Origin of the sequence: Halopenitus persicus, from assembly GCF_002355635.1 — an archaeon.
GTDB classification, from domain to species: Archaea; Halobacteriota; Halobacteria; order Halobacteriales; family Haloferacaceae; genus Halopenitus; species Halopenitus persicus_A.
On record NZ_AP017558.1, the window covers coordinates 2717419 to 2737423 of the forward strand.

At 66.3% G+C, this 20005-nt stretch carries 17 protein-coding genes, 1 tRNA gene and 2 pseudogenes; 10 read left to right on the forward strand and 10 right to left on the reverse strand.

The window, feature by feature from the left end:
* Nucleotides 1–16: 16 nt before the first annotated feature.
* The 3 genes and pseudogenes from CPZ00_RS13185 to CPZ00_RS13195 form a co-directional block, all read right to left on the reverse strand.
* Nucleotides 17–412: an HVO_A0114 family putative DNA-binding protein gene (locus CPZ00_RS13185; protein ID WP_096391303.1), complete on the reverse strand. Its 396-nt coding sequence runs from the start codon at nt 410–412 to the stop codon at nt 17–19.
* Between the two features lie 69 nt (nt 413–481).
* Nucleotides 482–777: pseudogene (locus tag CPZ00_RS13190) on the reverse strand (toxin-antitoxin system TumE family protein).
* Between the two features lie 61 nt (nt 778–838).
* Nucleotides 839–1930, reverse strand: a complete 1092-nt coding sequence (locus CPZ00_RS13195; RefSeq protein WP_096391304.1) for a DUF5787 family protein — start codon at nt 1928–1930, stop codon at nt 839–841.
* A 98-nt stretch (nt 1931–2028) separates the two neighbouring features.
* Between CPZ00_RS13195 and CPZ00_RS13200 the strand changes: the two genes are divergently transcribed.
* Nucleotides 2029–2955 carry a DNA adenine methylase gene (locus tag CPZ00_RS13200; protein WP_096391305.1) on the forward strand — a complete coding sequence of 309 codons (927 nt, stop codon included), beginning with the start codon at nt 2029–2031 and terminating at the stop codon, nt 2953–2955.
* A gap of 41 nt (nt 2956–2996) precedes the next feature.
* On the opposite strand, the gene CPZ00_RS13205 is transcribed toward CPZ00_RS13200, so the two are convergent.
* Entirely contained in the window at nt 2997–4754 is a 1758-nt protein-coding gene (locus CPZ00_RS13205) for an ATP-binding protein (protein ID WP_172861837.1), read from the reverse strand.
* A 176-nt stretch (nt 4755–4930) separates the two neighbouring features.
* Between CPZ00_RS13205 and CPZ00_RS13210 the strand changes: the two genes are divergently transcribed.
* Together CPZ00_RS13210 and CPZ00_RS13215 are read left to right on the forward strand one after the other, a co-directional pair.
* The gene (locus CPZ00_RS13210) at nt 4931–5929 is read left to right on the forward strand and encodes a DUF7544 domain-containing protein (protein ID WP_096391307.1); all 999 of its coding nucleotides are present in this window, start codon (nt 4931–4933) and stop codon (nt 5927–5929) included.
* Nucleotides 5930–6133: 204 nt separating this feature from the next.
* Complete coding sequence (locus CPZ00_RS13215) at nt 6134–7459, forward strand: PQQ-dependent sugar dehydrogenase (RefSeq protein ID WP_096391308.1); 1326 nt, start codon at nt 6134–6136, stop codon at nt 7457–7459.
* Between the two features lie 134 nt (nt 7460–7593).
* Here the strand turns inward: CPZ00_RS13215 and CPZ00_RS13220 are convergent, their stop codons facing one another.
* Complete coding sequence (locus CPZ00_RS13220; RefSeq protein ID WP_096391309.1) at nt 7594–8052, reverse strand: pyridoxamine 5'-phosphate oxidase family protein; 459 nt, start codon at nt 8050–8052, stop codon at nt 7594–7596.
* A 123-nt stretch (nt 8053–8175) separates the two neighbouring features.
* Here CPZ00_RS13220 and CPZ00_RS15415 point away from each other — a divergent pair, with 123 nt between their 5' ends.
* From CPZ00_RS15415 to CPZ00_RS13235, 4 genes are read left to right on the forward strand one after another with little or no spacing between them, the layout of a single operon-like run.
* On the forward strand, nt 8176–9165 hold the full coding sequence (locus CPZ00_RS15415) for a response regulator (protein ID WP_157744245.1): 990 nt from the start codon (nt 8176–8178) through the stop codon (nt 9163–9165).
* A gap of 1 nt (nt 9166) precedes the next feature.
* A complete protein-coding gene (locus CPZ00_RS13225) occupies nt 9167–9541 on the forward strand; it encodes a response regulator (protein ID WP_157744246.1) in 375 nt (124 codons plus the stop codon).
* A gap of 2 nt (nt 9542–9543) precedes the next feature.
* Nucleotides 9544–10662, forward strand: coding sequence for a HEAT repeat domain-containing protein (locus CPZ00_RS13230; RefSeq protein WP_096391311.1), 1119 nt, complete (start codon nt 9544–9546; stop codon nt 10660–10662).
* A 50-nt stretch (nt 10663–10712) separates the two neighbouring features.
* A complete protein-coding gene (locus CPZ00_RS13235; RefSeq protein WP_199243360.1) occupies nt 10713–12089 on the forward strand; it encodes a glycosyltransferase family 2 protein in 1377 nt (458 codons plus the stop codon).
* Nucleotides 12090–12459: 370 nt separating this feature from the next.
* On the opposite strand, the gene CPZ00_RS13240 is transcribed toward CPZ00_RS13235, so the two are convergent.
* The 5 genes and pseudogenes from CPZ00_RS13240 to CPZ00_RS13260 all read right to left on the reverse strand — a co-directional run.
* Nucleotides 12460–12531: transfer RNA gene (locus CPZ00_RS13240), tRNA-Gly, on the reverse strand.
* Nucleotides 12532–12565: 34 nt separating this feature from the next.
* Entirely contained in the window at nt 12566–13381 is an 816-nt protein-coding gene (locus tag CPZ00_RS13245; RefSeq protein ID WP_096391727.1) for a class I SAM-dependent methyltransferase, read from the reverse strand.
* Nucleotides 13382–13481: 100 nt separating this feature from the next.
* Nucleotides 13482–14216 carry a hypothetical protein gene (locus tag CPZ00_RS13250; protein ID WP_096391313.1) on the reverse strand — a complete coding sequence of 245 codons (735 nt, stop codon included), beginning with the start codon at nt 14214–14216 and terminating at the stop codon, nt 13482–13484.
* Between the two features lie 108 nt (nt 14217–14324).
* Nucleotides 14325–15734, reverse strand: coding sequence for an arginine/ornithine antiporter ArcD (arcD, locus tag CPZ00_RS13255; protein WP_096391314.1), 1410 nt, complete (start codon nt 15732–15734; stop codon nt 14325–14327).
* Between the two features lie 127 nt (nt 15735–15861).
* A pseudogene (locus CPZ00_RS13260) lies at nt 15862–16152 on the reverse strand (DUF5779 family protein); the annotation flags it as partial.
* A gap of 304 nt (nt 16153–16456) precedes the next feature.
* On the opposite strand from CPZ00_RS13260, the gene CPZ00_RS13265 reads away from it, so the two are divergent.
* The 3 genes from CPZ00_RS13265 to ilvB all read left to right on the forward strand — a co-directional run bounded on the left by CPZ00_RS13265 (nt 16457) and on the right by ilvB (nt 20000).
* The gene (locus CPZ00_RS13265; protein ID WP_172861869.1) at nt 16457–17668 is read left to right on the forward strand and encodes a LeuA family protein; all 1212 of its coding nucleotides are present in this window, start codon (nt 16457–16459) and stop codon (nt 17666–17668) included.
* A 96-nt stretch (nt 17669–17764) separates the two neighbouring features.
* Nucleotides 17765–17953, forward strand: coding sequence for a hypothetical protein (locus CPZ00_RS13270; protein ID WP_096391317.1), 189 nt, complete (start codon nt 17765–17767; stop codon nt 17951–17953).
* 112 nt (nt 17954–18065) lie between these two features.
* Nucleotides 18066–20000, forward strand: a complete 1935-nt coding sequence (ilvB, locus tag CPZ00_RS13275; RefSeq protein ID WP_096391318.1) for a biosynthetic-type acetolactate synthase large subunit — start codon at nt 18066–18068, stop codon at nt 19998–20000.
* The last annotated feature ends 5 nt before the right edge of the window (nt 20001–20005 follow it).

Consider the following 20005-nt stretch of genomic DNA (forward strand, 5'->3'; position numbering starts at 1 on the left):
CGTCGCCGATCGGGACTCAGGCGTTGGCCGCGTGATTCCGTCTTGATGTCGCCGTGAGCGGGAGGTCAGCATCGATCTCGTCGTACCATACCACCGGCCGTTTGGCGTTGCCGTCGTCCTCGAGCTCGATGAGGCCGTAGTCGGCAAGTTCGTGTACGTTTTCGAGGACGTCGGGGGGATTCCGGTCAACGAGACGCGCGAGTTCGCGAATGCTCTCCGGCTCGTGTGCAACGATCGTCTCCAGGAGCTCGAGATTGGTCGACCGGAAGACGCGGCCGAACGTCTCGAGGTCCTCGATCGAAAGCGTCGGTTCGCCGGGTTCGACGTCCTCGCCGGCGTCGATCGCTGCGAGACGGTCCTCGAGGTCGCTACGGTCTGCGGGCGCGATACGAACGTGAAGCGTTCGGGTCATGATTGGATTGGTATCGGTAAGTAGTCTGCTACCGAAACGGTATGCGTGGCGGTTGCCGCATCGGTTCGGTCACCAGTCGGCACGTTTCTCCGGCGGAAGCGCTGCCCGCCAGGCACGGAAGATGTTCGCGAGTCCGGGGTAGTCGATCTCGAACGTCTCGGATCCCAGGTGGAGTTCGTGTACGCCGTGGTGATTGTCGAATCTGATGATCGGATCATCCGCACCGGCGTTCCCGTAGTGGTAGGCATACTTGATCCCTTCCCGAAATCGTTCCGACGGTGGAACCGAGAGCACGCGTACTCGGGCAACGGTCCGTCGGCGTAGGCTTCGATCTCGTCTTCGAGTACGGTAACATCATTGCTCATCCACACGTATATTGACGGATCCCATCCCGATAAGTGTTAGGCTGAATCCTAACGGTAGAGTTCACCGCCGCAGCGTCCGATATCGTGCCCGCTCGCGCCGGCGCTCGAGCAACCGCGTGATCCCCTTCCCGGGCCCGCCCTCGATCGGCCACCCCTGGGTGCGCCAGGCGGGTGGCTCCGGGGACACCGAGGGACACGAGCTCGAACACTCGCGGGCGGTCGGACAGCGACCCTTCGCGGCGCAGTGGGGACGCATCGCCTCGCCCGCGTGAGCCAGCTGAAAGTGGCGACAGTCGGGTCGCATCGTGTCGTGGAACGAGCGCCAGCCTCTGCCGTAGACGCGCTCGGCAAGGACGAGCCGGCGGGTTTCGCGGTCCGGATCGGTCGCGGCGGCGTTCGATCCGGCGTCGCCGTCACTCCCGTCGCCGTCCTCATCGCCGCCACCGCCATCGCCGCCACCGGCGTCACCGCCGGTATCGCCGTTTCCCACGGTTCGGAGGTCGCTCGGGAGCCACGCGACCGTCCCCGACTCGGGATCCACGCCCGTCCCGAAGTCGGTGAGCACGATGCCGGCCTCGATCGGGATCTCGCGTCTGAGTGCCGGCTCGAGCCGCGACCCCGTCGCCTCCGTCGCGAGCCAGGTCTCGTCGAGAAGCCCGGCGTCGACGTCGTACTCGAGCTGGTCGGCGAGCGCCGCGGCGGCGCTCGCGTCGAGGTCCGGCTTGTTCTCGATCGCGACGATCCGGCGGACCCAGTCGGGGTACGGTCGCGTGCGTCGGATCTCGATCCGGCCGCCCGCGTCCCCGCTCGTGCGCTCGTCGATCAGGCCGCGGTCGGCCGCCCGATGGACCGCCTCGCGAACGTATCGCCAGGGATAGTCCGGCTCGGGAAGCGCATCACGATACCACTCCCAGTCGGGCGGCGCCTCGCGGACGATCCCGAGCAGCTCGCGGTCGATCTCCCGGTCGCCGAGGGCCCGGCGCCGGCGAAACCCGTCGGGGTCCACCTCGACGACGACGGTGTCCCACCGGCGCCGTCGGGTGCCGACCTGGCGGCCGACGATCGCGGGCGTCGGGTCGCCGTCCGGGCGCCAGGTCAACTCGGCCCACCGGCAGACGAGCAGCTCGTAGCCGAACTCGGCGTCTGGAACCACGCTTCGGCGTGGGTCGCGCTCGTACAAAACGGTACGGCCGCGGGACGGCTCGACGAGGCGTTTATAACCCCGGCGCGAGGAGTACCGCGCGAACACGAATGGCGAAGCCCGTGTTGAAGTGGGCCGGCGGGAAACGGCAACTTCTCGAGGCGATCTACCGGCGGTTCCCGACCGACTATGACCGATATCACGAGCCCTTCTTCGGCGGCGGCGCGGTCTTCTTCGACCTCGAGCCCGCGAACGCGACGATCAACGACACGAACCCGCGGCTCGTCAACTTCTACGAGCAGGTCCGGGACGCGCCGGAGGCGCTGATCGACCGCCTCGAGTCGTTCGACGATCCGGAGGCCGACCCCGACCCCGACCTGGCGTTCGCCGAGGAGACGCTGCGGGGAGCCACGGTCGATGCCTACTACTACCAGCAGCGCGCTCGGTTCAACAGGCGCCCCTACGGAGAGTCGTTCGACGCGCTCGAGGAGGCCGCGCTGTTGGCCTATCTCAACCGGACCTGCTACAACGGGCTCTACCGCGAGAACGCCGACGGTGGATTCAACGTTCCGATCGGCCGATACGCCGATCCGGACTGGGTGCAGGCCGACCGGATCCGGGAGGCCAGCCGCGTGCTGCAGGGGGCGACGATCCACAACCGCGACTTCGAGTACGTCCGGGAGGTCGCGACGCCGGACGACCTGGTCTACGTCGATCCGCCCTACGAGCCGATGAGTCCGACCGCGAACTTCACCGACTACAGCGCGGACGGATTCGATCGCGAGGACCAGGAACGGCTTATCGATCTCGTGACGGACCTGGACGACGCCGGCGTTTCCGTCGTCGTCTCCAACAGCGGCGTGACCGCCGACCGCTACCTCGAGGCAGGACTCGACGTCGATCTCGAGGGCGCCACGCGGGCGATCAACAGCGACGCGAGCAACCGCGATGAGGTCGACGAGATCATTGCGACGACCGTGCCTGACGAGCGGCGACGCGGGACGGCCCAGACCGGACTGGGCGAGTTCTCGGAGTGACCGGATGACCGGATGACCGGAGCGACGGTCTCCTCGCCGCGTCACTCCTCGGACGCCGACTCACCGTCACGATCTGCGGATCGGGGATCGTCCCCGGTCGGCAGCTCCGTCGCCGACGTCTCGAGGTCGACCCCGGTGAACTCGAACCGCGCGCCGCCGGATTCGGCGTCGGTCACGCGGACGTTCCAGCCGTGTCCGGCCGTGATCTCCCTGACGATCGAGAGGCCGAACCCGGTCCCGTCGTTCGCCGTCGAATGGCCTGCCTCGAAGACGCGATCACGATCGGCGTCGGGGATTCCGGGGCCGTCGTCCGCGACGTAGAAGCCGTCGCCGTTCGGAAGCGTTCCGACCGTGATGGTCACGTCCTGGCCGCCGTGTTCGACCGCGTTGCCGAAGAGATTTTCCAGCACCTGCGTGAGCCGGCTCCGGTCGGCGTCGACGACTGCGTCGGTGCGAATCGACAGGTCGGCGTCGGCCGTTTCGACGGTGACCCAGCAGTCCCGACAGCAATCGGCAAGCGCGACGGGCCCGGTCTCGGTGATCGACTCGCCCTCCCGCGCGAGCGTCAGGAGGTCCGTGATGAGCGCGTCCATCCGATCGAGCGAGCGGTCGATCGCCGCCAGATGCTCCCGCCGATCGGCGTCCGTTTCGTCCGTAGCGGCGTCCGTTTCGTCCGTGGTGGCGTCCGTTTCGTCCGTAGCGGCGTCCGTTTCGTCCGCGGTGGCGTCGGATCGATCCGCCTCCATCGCGAGATCGAGTCGGCCGATCGCGACGTTGAGGGGATTCCGCAGGTCGTGGCTCACGATGCTCGCGAAGCGTTCGAGCCGCTCGTTGCGGTCGCGGAGCTCGGCGGTCGAGCGGCGGCGCTCCAGCTCGTAGCTCGTCCACTTGGTCAGCAGCCGCACCATCGATCGCTCGGCGTCCGAAACGGGGCGGTCCCGCGCGCTCGTCGCCGCGAAACAGAGCGTTCCGTACAGCTCGCCGTCGACGATGACCTTCCCGCCGACGTACGAGCCGAGATCGAAGCGCTCGTACGCCGGGTCCCCGTCCCATCCGGCCGCGCCCGCGTCGCGGATGGCGAGGAGGTCCGGCGTCTCGATCGTCTTCCGGCAGTACGCCTCCGAGAGCGGGCACGACTCGCCCGGCTGCAGCTCCGGATGGGACCCGTGTGCCCGGACGATCGTCTGCTGCCGATCGCTTGGCGGTGCCCCCGTGACCACGTCGTCGGCGACGGGGACGGTCACGTCGTCCGCCCCGGCGACGCCCTCGGCGGAGATCCGGGTGAGAAACCCGTACGGGAGGTCGAGCTCCGCGCAGCCGATCGCCAGCAGACGATCGATCTTCTCCTCGAAGCTGTAGTCGCGATCGGTGGTCACGTCGTAGAGGCTCCGGAGGAACCCCGAGAGCGTCTCGAGCTCGCGCTCGCGCCGCTTTCGATCGGTGACGTCACGCGCGATCCCGACCGCGTACCGGCGGCCGCTCTCGGGATCCGGCTCGGCGTAGACGTCGGTTTTGATCCAGCGCACCTCGCCGTCGACGCGGATCCGGTACTCGATCGAATCCTCGTCTATCTCCCCGGAGAGGATCCGCCGGACCGACCGCTCGAACTCGGCCGCATTTCGCGGGTGAACGACGCGCCGTTCGAACGCCTCCCAGGTCGGGATGGCCGCCTCGTCGACCCCGAAGAGACGGTCGAGTTCCCCGAGGTGGGAGACCGCTCCCGACTCGGCGTCGATCTCGAAGAACACCGAATCGGTCCGCTCCAGGGCGAGTTCGAGGCGGTCGTCCGAGAGCGTCATCTGTGGCTGCCCATACGAACCGTTTCGGCGATGGGCTAATAAAGTGTCTGCGTGCGAACCACATATCCGAGACGCCCCGGCACGGACCGTCCGGGGCCCCGTCATTCGCCCGAGCGATCGACGGGGCCCCATCGTATCGCCGGAACTCCTAAGTCGGTGTCACCGTACCGTCACGTATGGCCCTCCACGCCCTCCAGGACGTCGACGACGCCATCGAGGCGACGCGGTCGTTCCTGTTTCCTCCACGGATAGGTCGTTGGCTCAAGCTCGCCCTCGTCGCGTTCTTCGTCGGCGGATCTGGGTTCCCAACCGCCCAGTTCAACGCCGGAAGCAGCATCCCCGGACCGTCGGATCCGCCGTCATCGACGCCGCCCGGGGACCTCCCGACGTCGATCCCGGACGACGTGCTCCCGTTTCTCGTCGTCGGGATCGCCCTCGTGATCCTGGTCGGGATCGTGCTCGGGGTCATTGGGGCGACGATGGAGTTCGTCCTGATCGAGTCGCTGCGGCAGCGACGCGTCGTACTGCGGGAGTATCTGAGCGACCGGTGGCGACAGGGGCTCCGCCTGTTCGGGTTCCGAATCCTGATCGGGCTCCCGGTCGCGGTGCTGTTCCTCGGCTGGGTCGGGCTGTTCATCGCCTCCCTGGGCGGCATCATCGACCCGGTGATCGCCTTCCCGACGTTCCTGGTCGGACTGGCCGTCCTGATCCTCCTCGGCATCCTGTTCGCGATCGTGGACACGCTCACGACCGTTTTCGTCGTCCCGATCATGACGATGACTGACGCCGGCGTGCTCGCCGCCTGGCGCCGGCTGTGGGCGTCGATCCGGGTCGCCTGGAAACAGTACCTCGCGTACCTCCTGGTGGCCGGCCTCCTGGGGATCGCGGCCGGACTGCTCGGCTCGATCGTCACCGGCGTCGTCGCGATCGGACTGCTCCTCCCGGTCGCCGTGCTCGGGGCGATCGTCTACGCCACCGTCACGTTCGCCTCCACGGTCGGCACGGTCGTCCTGGCCCTCCTCGTCGCCGTGTTCCTCGCGGCGGTATTCGTGGTCTGGCTGCTCGTGCAGGCCGCCATCGTGACGTACCTCCGGTATTACGCGCTGTTGGTGCTCGGCGACGTCGAGCCGTCGCTGGATCTCATCCCCGACCAGCGCGCCGCGATCCGCGCGTAGTCGGACGGGAGCCGGTCGGTCGGAAAGCCCCGATCGGATCGCCGTCCACCTCACTCACCGTCCACCTCACTCACCGTCCACCTCACTCGACGTTCTCGATCCCAGACTCGGCATCGAGCTGGAGAGTCCGTACGGCGAATCCGCTGCACCCAAGCGGCCCTCCGCTCGGAGAGCTTTTTTGTAGCTGAGAGGGCATACTGGCGTATGGATCGGCGACGGTTTCTCGCTGCGGTAACGGGCACGCTCGGCGGTCTGGCAGGGTGTGCTCTCCCCCCGTCGAGGTCGACCACGACCGCCGACCGGACGCCGACGGACGGCGAAACGACGGCGGTGCCCGCCCTCCCCTCGGTCGTGGGGCTCGACACGGTTGCGAGCGGTCTGCGCGTCCCGCTGGATATGGCCACCATCCCGGACGCCGCCGTCCAATACGTCGCCGAGCAGCACGGGCTGATCCGCGTCTTGGAGAACGGGGAACTTCGGTCCGAGCCGTTGCTGGACTTGCGCGAGACGGTCGTGACCGGCTACGAGATGGGTCTTCTCGGCATCGCGCCCCACCCGGAGTTCGAGACCGATCGCCGCCTGTTCGTGCGCTACTCGGCCCCGCCACGGGCGGGGACGCCGTCGGGATTCAGCCACACCTTCGTCCTCGCCGAGTTCCGGGTTACGGAGGACGGGCGGGGCGTCCGACCCGACTCCGAGCGGACCGTCCTCACCATCCCCGAACCGCAAGCGAACCACAACGCTGGCTCCATCGTCTTCGGCCCGGACGGGTACCTCTACGTTGGGGTCGGCGACGGTGGCGCCGGTGGAGACCAGGGACGCGGTCACGTCTCCGACTGGTACGATGCGGTCCCGGGCGGCAACGGTCAGGACGTGACCGCCAATCGTCTCGGAAGCATTCTTCGGATCGACGTCGACGGCAGTCGGGGCGAGCGGGCCTACGCGATCCCGAACGATAACCCGCTGGTCGGGGAGCCCGGCCCTGACGAACAGTTCGCGTGGGGATTCCGGAACCCGTGGCGGCTCGCCTTCGACGGTGCTGACCTCTACGCTGGAGACGTGGGTCAGAGCCGGTTTGAGGAGATCGATCGCGTCCGGAAGGGCGGTAATTATGGATGGAACGTGATGGAGGGGACCCACTGCTACGAGGCGGACAGCTGTCCCGAAACCACGCCGCCGAGCGTCCGGGGCGGCGAACCGCTTCTGTCGCCGGTCGTCGAGTATCCCCACGACGGCGGTGTCGTTAGCGGAGTCTCGGTCATCACGGGCAACGTCTACCGCGGCCACGCGCTGCCCGGACTTCGTGGGCGGTTCGTGTTTGGCGACCACCGCGCGGAGGGGCGCTTGTTCGTCGCAACTCCCCGAAGCGAGGGACTGTGGCCGATCCAGCCGCTTCCCGTCGCGGACGACGATGCCGGGAGGCTGGCCCGTCTCTTCTCGTTCCACCGCCACGGCAGCGAGCTGTACGTCCTGGGAAGCACCGACGGCGGCAGCGGCGGTGGCGTATACCGTCTCCAACCAGCGACTTAGCGTCCACCCGGCCACTTAGCGTCCACCCGGCCACCACTTCGGTCCCGGGTGCCGGCCTCCCGTCGCTCGCCGGCATCGTCGTTCCGCTTCTGACCAGTGCCGAGCCACAATGGGAGCCCCAGCAGCCTGTCCGCTCAGCGTTGCCCATACACGGCGAGGGGGGAATATTCTCGGCCGCTGATATCCTCGATCGTCAGGCCGATATATCGCAGGTCTATCTCCTCCGGAGAGACATTCAACACGTCAAAGTCCGGTGCGAAGACGGCGTTATCGGCCAAATTAAAGAACGCTTCCCCCTCTTCATCGTCGGGGATCTCATACAACTCTCCCGTGACGATCACGCTTCGCCAGCGTTCGGGAGGGCCCTCCTCGTGTTCATACACCGTCAGGCAGGCAGTCGGATTCGACTCAAGGGCAGCCATCTTCCGGCTCTCAGCGTCTCCCTCCCGCTGCATCATGAAGCTGATCATCTCATCCCCATAGCCGAACGACATCGGGATTCCGTAGGGTTCCGTCCCTTCGACCAAAGAAAGCACTCCGAGTCCGTTGTCGATGAGCACCTCCTCGATTTCGGCTTCATCGAGTGGCTTCATACAACCACCAGCGCCGGAAAGCACCTAAAACTTGACGCACAGCGGTTGGCCACGAAACGGTTCCTCCGGAGCAACCCCTGTCAGTGAAATACACTTAATAGTGAACCGTGAATAGCCGTTCGTATGGATGAGGATCCTGAGGGTGGGGAAAAGACGGCGTCAGCATACCAGTTTCGTCGTCATCTCACCATCATTCAGGCTCAAACGGAGCTTCTTCTCAGGGACACCGCGGAGCTATCGGCGGATCGTCGAGATGCGCTGAGGCGGATTCAGCGGGTGAGCGCCGAGCTGAACGGGCTCGTCGAACGGATCCAGACGGCAAGCGAGTCGGGACACGCCCGAGCCGTACCGATCGTGTCCGCTCCTGAAACCGTCCATCGGATCCTCGTGTGGAGTACGAATCCACATCTCGCTGCACTGGTGGCGGACGACCCGAGTTACTACAGCGGGATCGAGGTGGTGCATACGGATACCGCCGACGACGCGGTGGAGATGTTACGCAGTCAGTCCTTCGAGTACGTGCTTGTTGACGCCATCTGGCCCGAAACCACCGGCGTTGAACTCATCAGTGAGCTATCAACGATGGAGACAGAGCTCCCGCCGTACGTTTTGATTTCGCTCTATACCGAGACAACGACGCCGATCGCGCTTGCTCTCTCCGGGGTGATCTCGCCAACCATCTCGTCCGAACAGTTTACGCAAGCGCTACAACCCTTCGTAGAAACGCCGGCGACCGCAACCGTCGCCGGATTCTTTACGGAACATCCCGGCGGCGTGATTGCCGAACGGGTTGAGTCAAGCATCGGTACCCCACAGGAATTGGCGACCACACTAACGGAGACCGAGATAGCGGCCGACGTTGTCTGTCTCGATCCCGAGGTCTATCGTCGGTTGTCCGCACGTGACATCGACGGACTTCGAACGATCGCTCCCGGCAACGGTCGACCGCTGTTGGCCGTGGCTCCGACCGAGGCCGATCCGTATGATCGATCGTGGATCCCGACCTTGGGGGGCCGCCAGTTCCTCCATCGACCGCCCGATCTCACGGATCTCATTACGCAACTTCTCGCACAACATCCGATCCCACCGACGGCGTCCTTTGAATATTTATAATATGTCGGACATCCGTACGGTACTCATCGTCGAGGACGACGACGATCTACAGCAACTGCTTCAGTTTACGTTCGAAAGTAACGGATTCGACGTGGTCGTTCGTAACGATGGTGCTGAAGCGTTGGAATACCTCGAAACGGCGGATTCACTGCCGGACGTCATCATACTCGATCTCCTCATGCCCGACGTCGGCGGGCTGGATTTTCTCCGACGGCGGTCCGATTTCGACCGGTTGGCGCCCATTCCGACGGTTATGTTGAGCGGGGTTGATGACGAGGAGCGGCTTGCGGAAGCATATGAACTCGGCGTCGATGACTACGTGACGAAACCGTTCAGTCCAAGCGAACTCATCACGCGGGTAACGCATATGGACTAAAAATGTCACCGACAGCGGTAGTAGGCATCATAGCCGGCGGCCTGTTCGTCGTCTTCGGTGCGTTATCAGTGCTCGCCATCGGCCTTGCCGCGTGGAAGCGACGGGTGGACACGATCACGGCACGGAGCCGTGAAACGGTCCGAGAAACGCTATTTGAGCGACAAAAGCGCTCTCATCCCGAGTGGGAGCGCTGGACCGAATCGCTGTCGGCTACCGAGCGTGACTGCCTCATCGCGGTCCTTGATCGATATCTCCGCGTCGTCGAAGGCGAGCAGCGAGAGACGTTTTTGGACGTCGCAGCGGCCCTCGACCTCGGAGAGCGGTCCGACGCCGCACTCGACCGATCCGCGGTCGTCCCCCGCCTTCGAGCGCTCGCCAGGTTAGCGATGCTTGACCATCCACTCACCGTTGATCGTCTGCTCGAAACGTGTTCCGACACGCAACGAACGAGGGAGGCAGCCGCTCGGCTCCTCTATGAACGTCGGGACGAGTACGAAAACGCCGCTGAATTGGGGTCAAAACTCATCCTCTGGGACGGACAGGAGCCGATAACGATCTACGGACTTGAGACGCTTGCCGATCTGAATACCGGCGGGGAGACGCCGCTACTCCACCAAGCGGCGGATGCAGTCCCGGTCTGGAGGCAGTCGATACTCATTCAAACGTGCTTCGTGCTCGAGCATACGGAACAGATCGACCCGGACGCACCCATTGACTGGTTGTTCCCCCTGCTCGAGCACGAGTCACCGACGGTTCGAACTGCGGCGGTACGCGCGTTCAAACAACAGGGCTGGCGGGACGCCGTGCGAACCCGTCTCGATCTCCGATCGCTCATCACCGACAACGCGGCGAACGTCCGACGAGCAACGTACGACGTACTCACGTACTGGGGGGACGAGCAATCACGGGACTACCTCGAATGGGCGACGATCACCGAAGCCGACGAGCGATGCCAACTCGTTGCTGTCAGGGGGTTACAGTCGTTGGAAACGCCAAGGGAAGGATACGGCGATCAGATCGGCCTCCGGAAGGCATGGGAGTGGGTCGAAGCCGAACTCGCGGTGAGTGACCAGCAAGGGGGACGCACATCGCCAGGCTCGCGCCCGGTGCACTCCCGATGACATTCGATCCATACGTGTCGACCGTCCTGTTCGGGTTCGGCGTCTTCGCGATGGCGTACTTTCTCGTGATCAACGGCACCTACCTCACGCTCACGGTCTTCGCGATCACCCATATCCGGCAGCGCACGGAGCTGGAATCATACGAGCCTGCTGGGATACTGCAGTCCAATCAGTTCCTTCCCGGGATCGCGATCGTTGTGCCGGCGTATAACGAGGAAAAAGTGATCGTCGACAGCGTCACGTCCCTTCTATCGCTTGAATATCCGTTTTATGAGGTGATAGTCGTCAATGACGGGTCAACTGACGGCACGGTGGGCCGACTCGTTTCGGAGTTCGAGTTGGAACGCATCGATGCGGACTATCCCGTCGAATTACCGTGTGAACCGGTCGATCGGATCTACCGTGCGCCGGACACGGATCTCGTCCTGATCGATAAAGCAAACGGCGGCAAAGCGGATGCGCTAAACGCGGGGCTGTTCTTCACGCAGAAGCCGCTTTTTTGTGCGATCGATGCCGACTCGCTCATCGAACGGGGCGCTCTGCAGGCGATCGTTGAGCCCTTCCTGACGAAGCCAACCGCCACGGTAGCAACGGGTGGAACGGTTCGGATCGCAAACGGCGTCTCGTTTGAGAAAGGTGCTCCAGCCGACGTCGCCCTCTCGAGGAGTCGGCTCGTTCGATTTCAGGCCGTCGAATATCTCCGGGCGTTCTTCTTGGGTCGAACCGGGCTCAGTCGCATTCGCAGCTTGATAATCATCTCCGGAGCGTTCGGGCTGTTCGATGCGGAAACGGTCCGCGAGATCGGTGGCTACGATACCGACAGCATCACCGAGGACATGGAGCTCGTCGTTCGTCTCCATCGGCATCTCATCGACGCCGATCAAGAGTACGAGGTGACGTTTCTTCCACACCCCGTCGTCTGGACGGAGGTTCCCGAGTCGCTCTCCGTTCTGAGTCGACAGCGGCGGCGGTGGTTTCGGGGCTTGCTCGACACGCTCGTCAAACACCGGGATGCGATCGGCCGGCCATCGTACGGACTCGTCGGACTGGTTGCATTGCCGCTGTTTGTATTCGTCGAGGGAATCGGCCGGTTGGTTGAGGCGCTCGGATACGTCTTGGTGCCGTTGCTTTTCGTCATCGGGGCCCTCGACGTGTGGTTTTTCATCGCGTTCCTCTTCGTGTCCGTCGGGCTCGGTGCCATCTTGAGTACCGTCGCCATTTTTGGAGAGGTTCTCACGTATCGCCGGTACGATGATCCGAAGGACGTGGCCGTGCTCTTGGGATATGCGCTCCTCGAAAGTTTCAGCTACAGGCCGTGGCGTGCGCTCGTTTCGTGTCAAGCGACGTTTGAATATCTGCTTGGTGACAAATCATGGGGGAAGATGACCCGGACGGGGTTCGAAGAGCCAACCGACTCCTCGGACTGAGGAGGAACAACGCTCCAGTCGAACGTGGCGGATTCGGGCATCGGGAACTGGTGTCTCCTCGCTCATCCCCAGTGAGCCCGGCGTCCGCACGTCGGTCGATGAGTCTTCGTCGATTCTCGGCGCGGAGACCGGAGTGACGTTGGCGCGGTGGACGTTCCCGTCAAGTTCGCCCGTTCGCGGGGTGCGTCGCCCGGGAGTGCCGTGAGCGAAGTGACCGAACTCAGACGTGCTCGCTCGCGTCGCTCGCTGTGCGCGACTGAGAGGGTTCAAATCCGTCGGCGATTTCTCTCACTTCGTTCGAGAAATGCGCCGGCCGGGATCCCCGCGAGCAACGCGAGCGGGGGTACGGCCGGTAAACGACCGAAGGGAGTGCGCCGGCCGGGATTTGAACCCGGGTCGTTGGCTTGGAAGGCCAAAGTCATACCAGCTAGACCACCGGCGCTCGTCTAGGCGAAAACGCCGGTGGAATAAGGACCTTACTCTTTCGGGGCGATCCCGTCCGACGGCCGCACCGTCACGTAGCAGTTCCCGCTGGAGATCTCGAACGACTCGATCGACAGGTCGCTCGCCGCGAGGTCGCCCCGGAAGCCGTTCGGCGTATAAATGTGGTAAAAGCGCGGGACCGTTTCCCCGCTGGGGAGCGTCCAGTCGACGGTCGTGTCGAACCCGATCGGGGTTCCGTCCGCGTCCGTGACCGCGCGAACGTCCGGATCGGCGACTGGATCGACGTCGGCGAAGCGGTCGTGGGCCGCGCTCCAGGTGCTCACGAGGGCGACGCCCGCAGGATCGAGGACGCGCGCGAGCTCGTTCAGGCTCCGGACGCGCCGGCGGCGGGGCCGAAGGTGATGGATCGTCGCCACGTAGACCCCGAGATCCGCGGCATCGGTCGCGATCGGGAGCGACGCGGCGTCGCCCTGCAGGAACGACGCGGTCACTCCGCGGTCGGCGGCACGCGTGCGAGCCTCGGCGAGCAACCCCCGGCTCGCGTCCACGCCGACGGCCGTCTCGGCGTGGTCGGCGAGGAGTTCCGTGTGACGGCCGTTTCCACAGCCCACGTCGATCGCTCGGGTCGCGGTCCGGTCCGCGAGGAACGACTCGACCTCCGGCCAGGCGTACTCGCGCGTCTTCGAGAAGTGGGTCGCGATCCGGTCGTAGGTCGCGATCGGGTCGTGATCGCTGAATGGGGACGCCTCGGTTCGTCCGGACTCGCCGTCGATCGACCCGGCGTCCGTCGTTTCATCGGCCGCCACCCCGCCGTCGGCCGGGTCGCCAGCCCCCGTTTTACCGGCCATCACGATCACGTCCGAACCGGTCGGTCATACCGACGCTCCGGTCGTCGATCCCAAATCCCCTCCGGAACGCGTCGCGCGGCCGGGGGATCGGCGTTCGACGTCACGACCCGATGACCGCCCGCAGCGCGTTCAGGTACGCCGAGGGCGCACGCCGTCGTGCGCCGGCGAGCGCGTCCGCGAGCACGTCCGCCGCCCGCTCGTGAACGCCCGCGCCGTGGCCGACGAGAACTCGATCCGGCTTCAGTCCGGCGAAGGGGCGCCGCGGCGGGAACGGGCGCAACGCCGGATGGACGCCGAGGCGTTCGCCGTCGGCGAGAAAGAGGCCGTTCGTGCCGACCGCCTCGGGAACGATCAATGTCGATCCGTCGAAGAGGGCGACCTCCTGCCAGGGCGGCAGCGAGGAGTTCTTCACGCGGATCGCCTCGAAGCCGGTGTCGGCCAGGCGGGACCCGAACCGCTCGACCGGCGCGTCCAGTTCGTCCGCGACGCCCGTCATCCACTCGGGGATCCAGACGGCGACGTCGTGGCGCGTCGCGACCGCGGCGGCGTCGCGTTTGTGTCGGTCGAGACAGCACGCCACGCCCGCGACCGAACCCAGGTCCGCGAGGAGGACATCCAGCCGATCCGCGCCGTCCGCACCCGGTGGGTCGACCGGATCGATCACCCAGACGTCCGGGACGTCTTCGGCCTCCTCGTTCGGCACCGCGACCGCGTGGCTCGCGCGCTGCATCGGCTCGTCCGGGTACGCGATCCACCCGAGCCCCTCGGCGAAGCGGTCGATCACGTGCAGCTCGTCGGTCCCGCCGGTCCCGTCGGAGGACTCGGTGTCGCTCATTGGGTCCGCTATGGCTCCGAGGCGCTTAAAAGTCGGTTCGAGGGACGAGCGCAACGATCGGTTCGGACGTCGGCGTCGGACGGTATCCGATGGCATCGGACGGCGCGACTACTCCTGATACACGATCTGCCAGCCGGTGACACCCATCACGATCAGGACGAGCGGCGAGAGGAAGCCGAAGAAGTAGAACGGGGCGTACTCCAGGGTGGAGACCCCGAGCGTGCCCGTCATGAACAGGCCGCCGCTGCTCCAGGGGATCAGCGCGCTGGTCGTCGTTCCGGAGGCCTCGATCGCGCGCGAGAGGTTCGTCGTCCGCAGCCCCTGCTCGGCGTAGAGGTTCTCGAGGGTCATCCCCGGGACGACGATGCTCACGTACTGTTCGGCCGCCAGCGCGTTCATCGAGATCGCCGAGAGGGCCGTGACGCCGGTCAGGCTCCCGACGCCGCGTACGAGCCGGCCCAGGTGGTGCGCGAGGACCGCGAGGACGCCGGCCCGCTCGAGCATCCCGCCGAGCGAGAGCGCCGCGATCGCGATCGTGACGATCCACGCGCCGCCGATCAATCCGCCGCTCGCGAGGAGCTCGTTCACGAGTTCCATCCCGGTCTCGGGGGCCGTCCCGGACTGGGCGGTCGCCCACGCCGTTCCGAACGCGGTCCCCTGCACGGCCATCGCGGTGAACACGCCCGCGAACACGCCCGTCCCGAGCGTCGGCAGGGCTGGAATCCCGTAGATCGCGAGCCCGAAGGTGACGAGGAGGGGGAGGAACACGAGCGGCGAGACGACGTACGTGCCCTCGATCGCCGTCTGGATCTCGGCGATGCGGCCGGCGGGGATGTCGCCGGACGCGCGCAGCCCCAGCGCGACGTACAGCAGGAACGACAGGCCGAAGGCGGCGAGCGTGCCGGCCCGCATCGCGTTGATGTGGTCGTAGAGGTCCGTGTTGGTGACGGCGGCGGCGAGGTTCGTCGTGTCCGACAGCGGCGACTGCTTGTCGCCGGTGTAGGCCCCGGTGAGGATCGCGCCCGCGGTCATCGGTGCGGGGATGCCGAGCCCGGACCCGATCCCGATGAGCGCGACACCGAGGGTGCCGGCAGTCGTCCACGAGGAGCCGACGGCGAACGAGACGACCGCGGCGAGGGCGGCCGAGACCGGGAGGAAGATCGTCGGCGTGAACAGGTCCAATCCGTAGTACATCAGGCTCGGGATCGTCCCGGCCTGGATCCAGGAGGCGATGAGCGCGTAGACGGTGAACATGATGAGGATCACCTTCATCCCCATCAACAGGCTGCTCGAGACGCCCTCGTACAGGTCGGCCCACGACAGTCCGAGATGATAGCGGGCGAACAGGCCGGTGAGGGCGATCCCCCAGAACAGCGGGAACTGCGGGTCGAGTTCGAACGCGACGATGCCGACGCTGAGAAAGAGGATCATCCCGGCGATCGGGACGAGCGCCGCGGCGAGCGACGGCCGCTCGTCCGGGTCGAGGTCCTCGTAGAGGCGGGGCTCGAAGTCTACCATCGGTTCACGTCGTCGTCAGCGCGCTCCGGTACAATTACCTTTTCAGTCGCGCCCGGTTGGAGAGGGAGTCTCACCCAGTCCACGGAACGATCGCTCAGCTACGGGAAGGTCGGGCCACCGCGGGTCACTCGTTCAACCGGTCTGAATCGATCGCGACGTCGGGCGGGGTCACGACGAGGAAGCCGCGGAAGTGCATCAGCTCGCCGTCCATATCACGGATCTCGCGGGCGAAGCCGGCGGCGAGCTCGTTCAGATCGCCCTCGATCGACAACAGCAGCGTGTTGCCGTACTCGACGTGGCGGACCCACTCGGCGGGGTCCGTGGAGCCGTCGAGCACCCCGAGGACCACGTCGCCGCGGGCGTCGATCTCCTCGAGCTGGTCCTCCGCGTGCCTGAGGTCGAGGTCCCAATCGCTCATACCCTGACGTCCACGCGTGACTTAAAAAGGGTTCCCCCATCGCGGCGACCGACGCGGAACCGCGCCCCTGGACGACGATCTCGTTCGACGAACGGTCAGTCAGCATTTAAACATCGTTTCGTATCGGCACTCCTCGAGCCACGTTACCGGCCGGCACCCGAGAGATTTCCGGCTATCAGTGTTCAGTCGGTCGATTCCTCGAGAGTCGATCCGGCACCGTGGAGGGGCCGCGGCCCGGGATCCGGCACCGTCGCGAAAAGCTTTAATAGGGTGACGGCCTCAACTCGAAACGCGATGACACAACATACGGAGGCTTCGTCGGACACCCCGGCGGATCGAGTTCTTCCAGGGCACGATAGCTTCTAATATCGACATCGGTCCTGTCCGAATTTTCGATACGACGTTACGAGACGGTGAACAGTCACCACGCACGTCCTTCAGTTACGACGAGAAACGACGCATAGCGTCCACGCTGGACGCGATGGGGACCCACGTCATCGAGGCGGGGTTCCCGGTCAACTCCGAGGCGGAGTTCGAGGCCGTCAGCGACATCGCGGCCGCGACCGACGCCACGGTCTGCGGGCTGGCCCGCGTCGTCGACAAGGACGTGGAGGCAGCGATCGACTCGGGCGCGGAGATGGTCCACGTCTTCGTCTCCACGAGCGACGTCCAACTCGAGGACTCGATGCACGCGACCCGCGAGGACGCGGTCGAGCGCGCCGTCGACAGCGTTCGCCGCGTGAAGGAGGCGGGCGTGGAGTGTATGTTCTCCCCGATGGACGCCACGCGGACCGACCCCGAGTTCCTGATGGAGATCGTCGAGGCGGTCTCGGACGCCGACGTCGACTGGATCAACATCCCGGACACCTGCGGGGTCGGCACGCCGACCGCGTTCGGGAAGACCGTCGAGGCGGTCGTCGAGGCCACCGACGCGCGCGTCGACGTCCACACCCACGACGACTTCGGGCTGGCGACGGCCAACGCGTTGGCCGGCTTCGAGAACGGCGCCCACCAGGCGCAGGTCTCGGTCAACGGCATCGGTGAGCGTGCCGGCAACGCCGCCTACGAGGAGGTCGTGATGGCGGCCGAATCGGTCTACGGCGTCGACACCGGGATCGACACGACGAAGATCATCGACCTCTCGCGGATCGTCGAGGACGCCTCGGACATCCCGGTCCCGGCGAACAAGCCCGTGGTCGGACGGAACGCGTTCTCCCACGAGTCCGGGATCCACGCGGCCGGCGTGATGGAGAACGCCGACACGTTCGAGCCCGGCGTGATGACCCCGGAGATGGTCGGCGCCGAACGCGAGTTCGTGCTCGGGAAACACACGGGGACCAACGCGGTGCGGAAACACCTGACCGAGGCCGGCTTCGCCCCGACCGACGCGGAGGTCCGCGCGGTCACGAAGCGGGTCAAAAAGCAGGGCGCGAACAAGCGGCGCGTCACGGCCGGCGACGTCGAGCGGTTCGCCGACGAGGAGGGGATCGAACGACGCGAGGAGGTCACGGTCTGATGGCCGCCGCCGTGTCGGCGTTCGCCCGACAGCGACAGCCTCGCTCGAACCGCCATCGAGACAGATTTATGGTGGTTCGGCGACATCGCTCAGGTGATGCGCCGACACGGCATCCGGACACCGCGGCGTCGCGACGCCACCACGCTCGCGAGCCGCCGGCACGGAACGCTCCGTGCCCCGCACGCCGACACCGTGACGGCGTCGACTGCGGCCACGCCGACTGCGGCCACGCCGACCCGACCGACGGCCGCGACGATCGGCGGCATCGAGATCGTAGGGGCATAAGCCCCGCATATCCCTTCCTTCTCCCGGCCCGACGCACCGTTTCACCGACCGACGGCACCGCGCCGTCGATCGATCCCGACCACGACACGCACCAGTCCGCACGACACGACCAATGACTCCCCGAGACGAACCGACCGACCACGACGAGACGGCCGACGCAACCGGATCGGCCGACAACGAGGAATCGACACGCACAGCACCGACGGACGCAACGACGGAACCCGACACCGACGCGAACGCCGCAACCAACGCCGGCACCGCCGAGGCTCCCGCGACCGACGGCGGCACTGCCGCCGCCGAAACCGACGCGGGGGCTGAGGAGGCGGCCGAGGCGGCCGGCACGCGAACGCCGACGACCGGCGCCGAGTCGGTCATCGCCGCCCTCGAGGCGGCCGGCGCCGAGACGGCCTTCGGCGTGCAGGGCGGGGCGATCATGCCCGTCTACGACGCGCTGTACGCCTCTTCGGTCCATCACGTGACGATGGCCCACGAGCAGGGCGCCGCCCACGCCGCCGACGCCTACGGCGTCGTCTCCGGCGAGACCGGCGTCTGTCTGGCCACGTCCGGCCCGGGCGCGACGAACCTGGTCACCGGGATCGCCGACGCCTCGATGGACTCGGACGCGCTACTGGCGCTGACCGGCCAGGTCCCCACGGAGCTCGTCGGCAACGACGCGTTCCAAGAGACCGACACCATCGGCGTCACGGCGCCGATCACGAAACACAACTACTTCGCGAGCGGGACCGACACGGTCGGCGACACCGTCGGCGAGGCGTTCGCCTACGCCGAGACCGGCCGTCCGGGGCCGACGCTCGTTGACCTGCCGAAGGACGTCACCCTCGGCGAGACCGACCAAACCCCGAAACCGCCGGAGCCGCCGGCCGGGGCCGAGGTCGATCCCGAGGCGGACCCCGAGGCCGTCGAACGGGCCGCACGCGCGATCGAGGAGTCCGAACGGCCGCTGTGTCTGTTCGGCGGCGGCGTCATCAAGAGCGACGCCAGCGACCAGGCCCGCCGGTTCGCCCGCGACCACGGCATTCCCGTGACGACCACGATGCCCGGGATCGGGTCGTTCCCCGAGGACGACCCGCTCGCGCTGTCGTGGGCGGGGATGCACGGCACCGGTTACGCCAACATGGCGATCACCCACACCGACTGCCTGATCGCGGTCGGGACGCGCTTCGACGACCGGTTGACCGGCGGGATCGAGACGTTCGCGCCGGAGGCCGAGGTCATCCACATCGACATCGACCCGGCCGAGATCTCGAAGAACGTCCACGCCGACCATCCGCTGATCGGCGACGCGGGGACGGTCCTCGAGCAGCTGCTCGCCGCGGTCGACGACGGGCCCGACGCCGAGGCGTGGCGCGAGCAGTGTGCCGACTGGACGGAACGGTACCCGATGACCTACGCGATGCCCGAGGACGAGCCGCTCAAGCCGCAGTTCGTCGTCGAGGCGTTCGACGAAGCGACCGACGACGACACGATCGTCACCACGGGCGTCGGGCAACACCAGATGTGGGCTGCCCAGTTCTGGACGTACACGGAGCCCCGAACCTGGGTCTCCTCGCACGGGCTGGGGACGATGGGCTACGGCCTGCCGGCCGCGGTCGGCGCGCGCCTCGCGGCCGACAACGCCGGCGAGACGGACCGTGACGTGGTCTGTTTCGACGGCGACGGCTCCTTTTTGATGACGATCCAGGAGCTGTCGGTCGCGGTGCGTGAGGACCTGGACATCACGTTCGCGGTCCTCAACAACGAGTACATCGGGATGGTCCGCCAGTGGCAGGACGCCTTCTTCGAGGGCCGACACATGGCCTCGGAGTACGAGTGGATGCCCGAGTTCGACAAGCTCGCCGAGGCGTTCGGCGCGAAGGGCTGGGCCGTCTCCGAGTACGACGCCGTCGCCGACACGATCGAGGCGGCGCTGGCCTACGACGGTCCGTCGGTGATCGACTTCCGCATCGACCCCGCCGAGAACGTCTACCCGATGGTGCCGAGCGGCGGCGCGAACGGGAAGTTCGCCCTCTCGGAGGAGCAGCTATGAGCGGC

Coding starts and splice junctions, on each gene's coding strand:
- CPZ00_RS13220 (WP_096391309.1), bottom strand. CDS start 8,052: ATGAAGCCACTCGATGAAGCCGAAATCGAGGAGGTGCTCATCGACAAC.
- CPZ00_RS13205 (WP_172861837.1), bottom strand. CDS start 4,754: ATGACGCTCTCGGACGACCGCCTCGAACTCGCCCTGGAGCGGACCGAT.
- CPZ00_RS13245 (WP_096391727.1), bottom strand. CDS start 13,381: ATGGCCGGTAAAACGGGGGCTGGCGACCCGGCCGACGGCGGGGTGGCG.
- CPZ00_RS13235 (WP_199243360.1), top strand. CDS start 10,713: ATGGCGTACTTTCTCGTGATCAACGGCACCTACCTCACGCTCACGGTC.
- CPZ00_RS13210 (WP_096391307.1), top strand. CDS start 4,931: ATGGCCCTCCACGCCCTCCAGGACGTCGACGACGCCATCGAGGCGACG.
- arcD (WP_096391314.1), bottom strand. CDS start 15,734: ATGGTAGACTTCGAGCCCCGCCTCTACGAGGACCTCGACCCGGACGAG.
- CPZ00_RS13225 (WP_157744246.1), top strand. CDS start 9,167: ATGTCGGACATCCGTACGGTACTCATCGTCGAGGACGACGACGATCTA.
- CPZ00_RS13200 (WP_096391305.1), top strand. CDS start 2,029: ATGGCGAAGCCCGTGTTGAAGTGGGCCGGCGGGAAACGGCAACTTCTC.
- CPZ00_RS13270 (WP_096391317.1), top strand. CDS start 17,765: ATGCGCCGACACGGCATCCGGACACCGCGGCGTCGCGACGCCACCACG.
- CPZ00_RS15415 (WP_157744245.1), top strand. CDS start 8,176: ATGGATGAGGATCCTGAGGGTGGGGAAAAGACGGCGTCAGCATACCAG.
- CPZ00_RS13230 (WP_096391311.1), top strand. CDS start 9,544: ATGTCACCGACAGCGGTAGTAGGCATCATAGCCGGCGGCCTGTTCGTC.
- ilvB (WP_096391318.1), top strand. CDS start 18,066: ATGACTCCCCGAGACGAACCGACCGACCACGACGAGACGGCCGACGCA.
- CPZ00_RS13215 (WP_096391308.1), top strand. CDS start 6,134: ATGGATCGGCGACGGTTTCTCGCTGCGGTAACGGGCACGCTCGGCGGT.
- CPZ00_RS13250 (WP_096391313.1), bottom strand. CDS start 14,216: ATGAGCGACACCGAGTCCTCCGACGGGACCGGCGGGACCGACGAGCTG.
- CPZ00_RS13185 (WP_096391303.1), bottom strand. CDS start 412: ATGACCCGAACGCTTCACGTTCGTATCGCGCCCGCAGACCGTAGCGAC.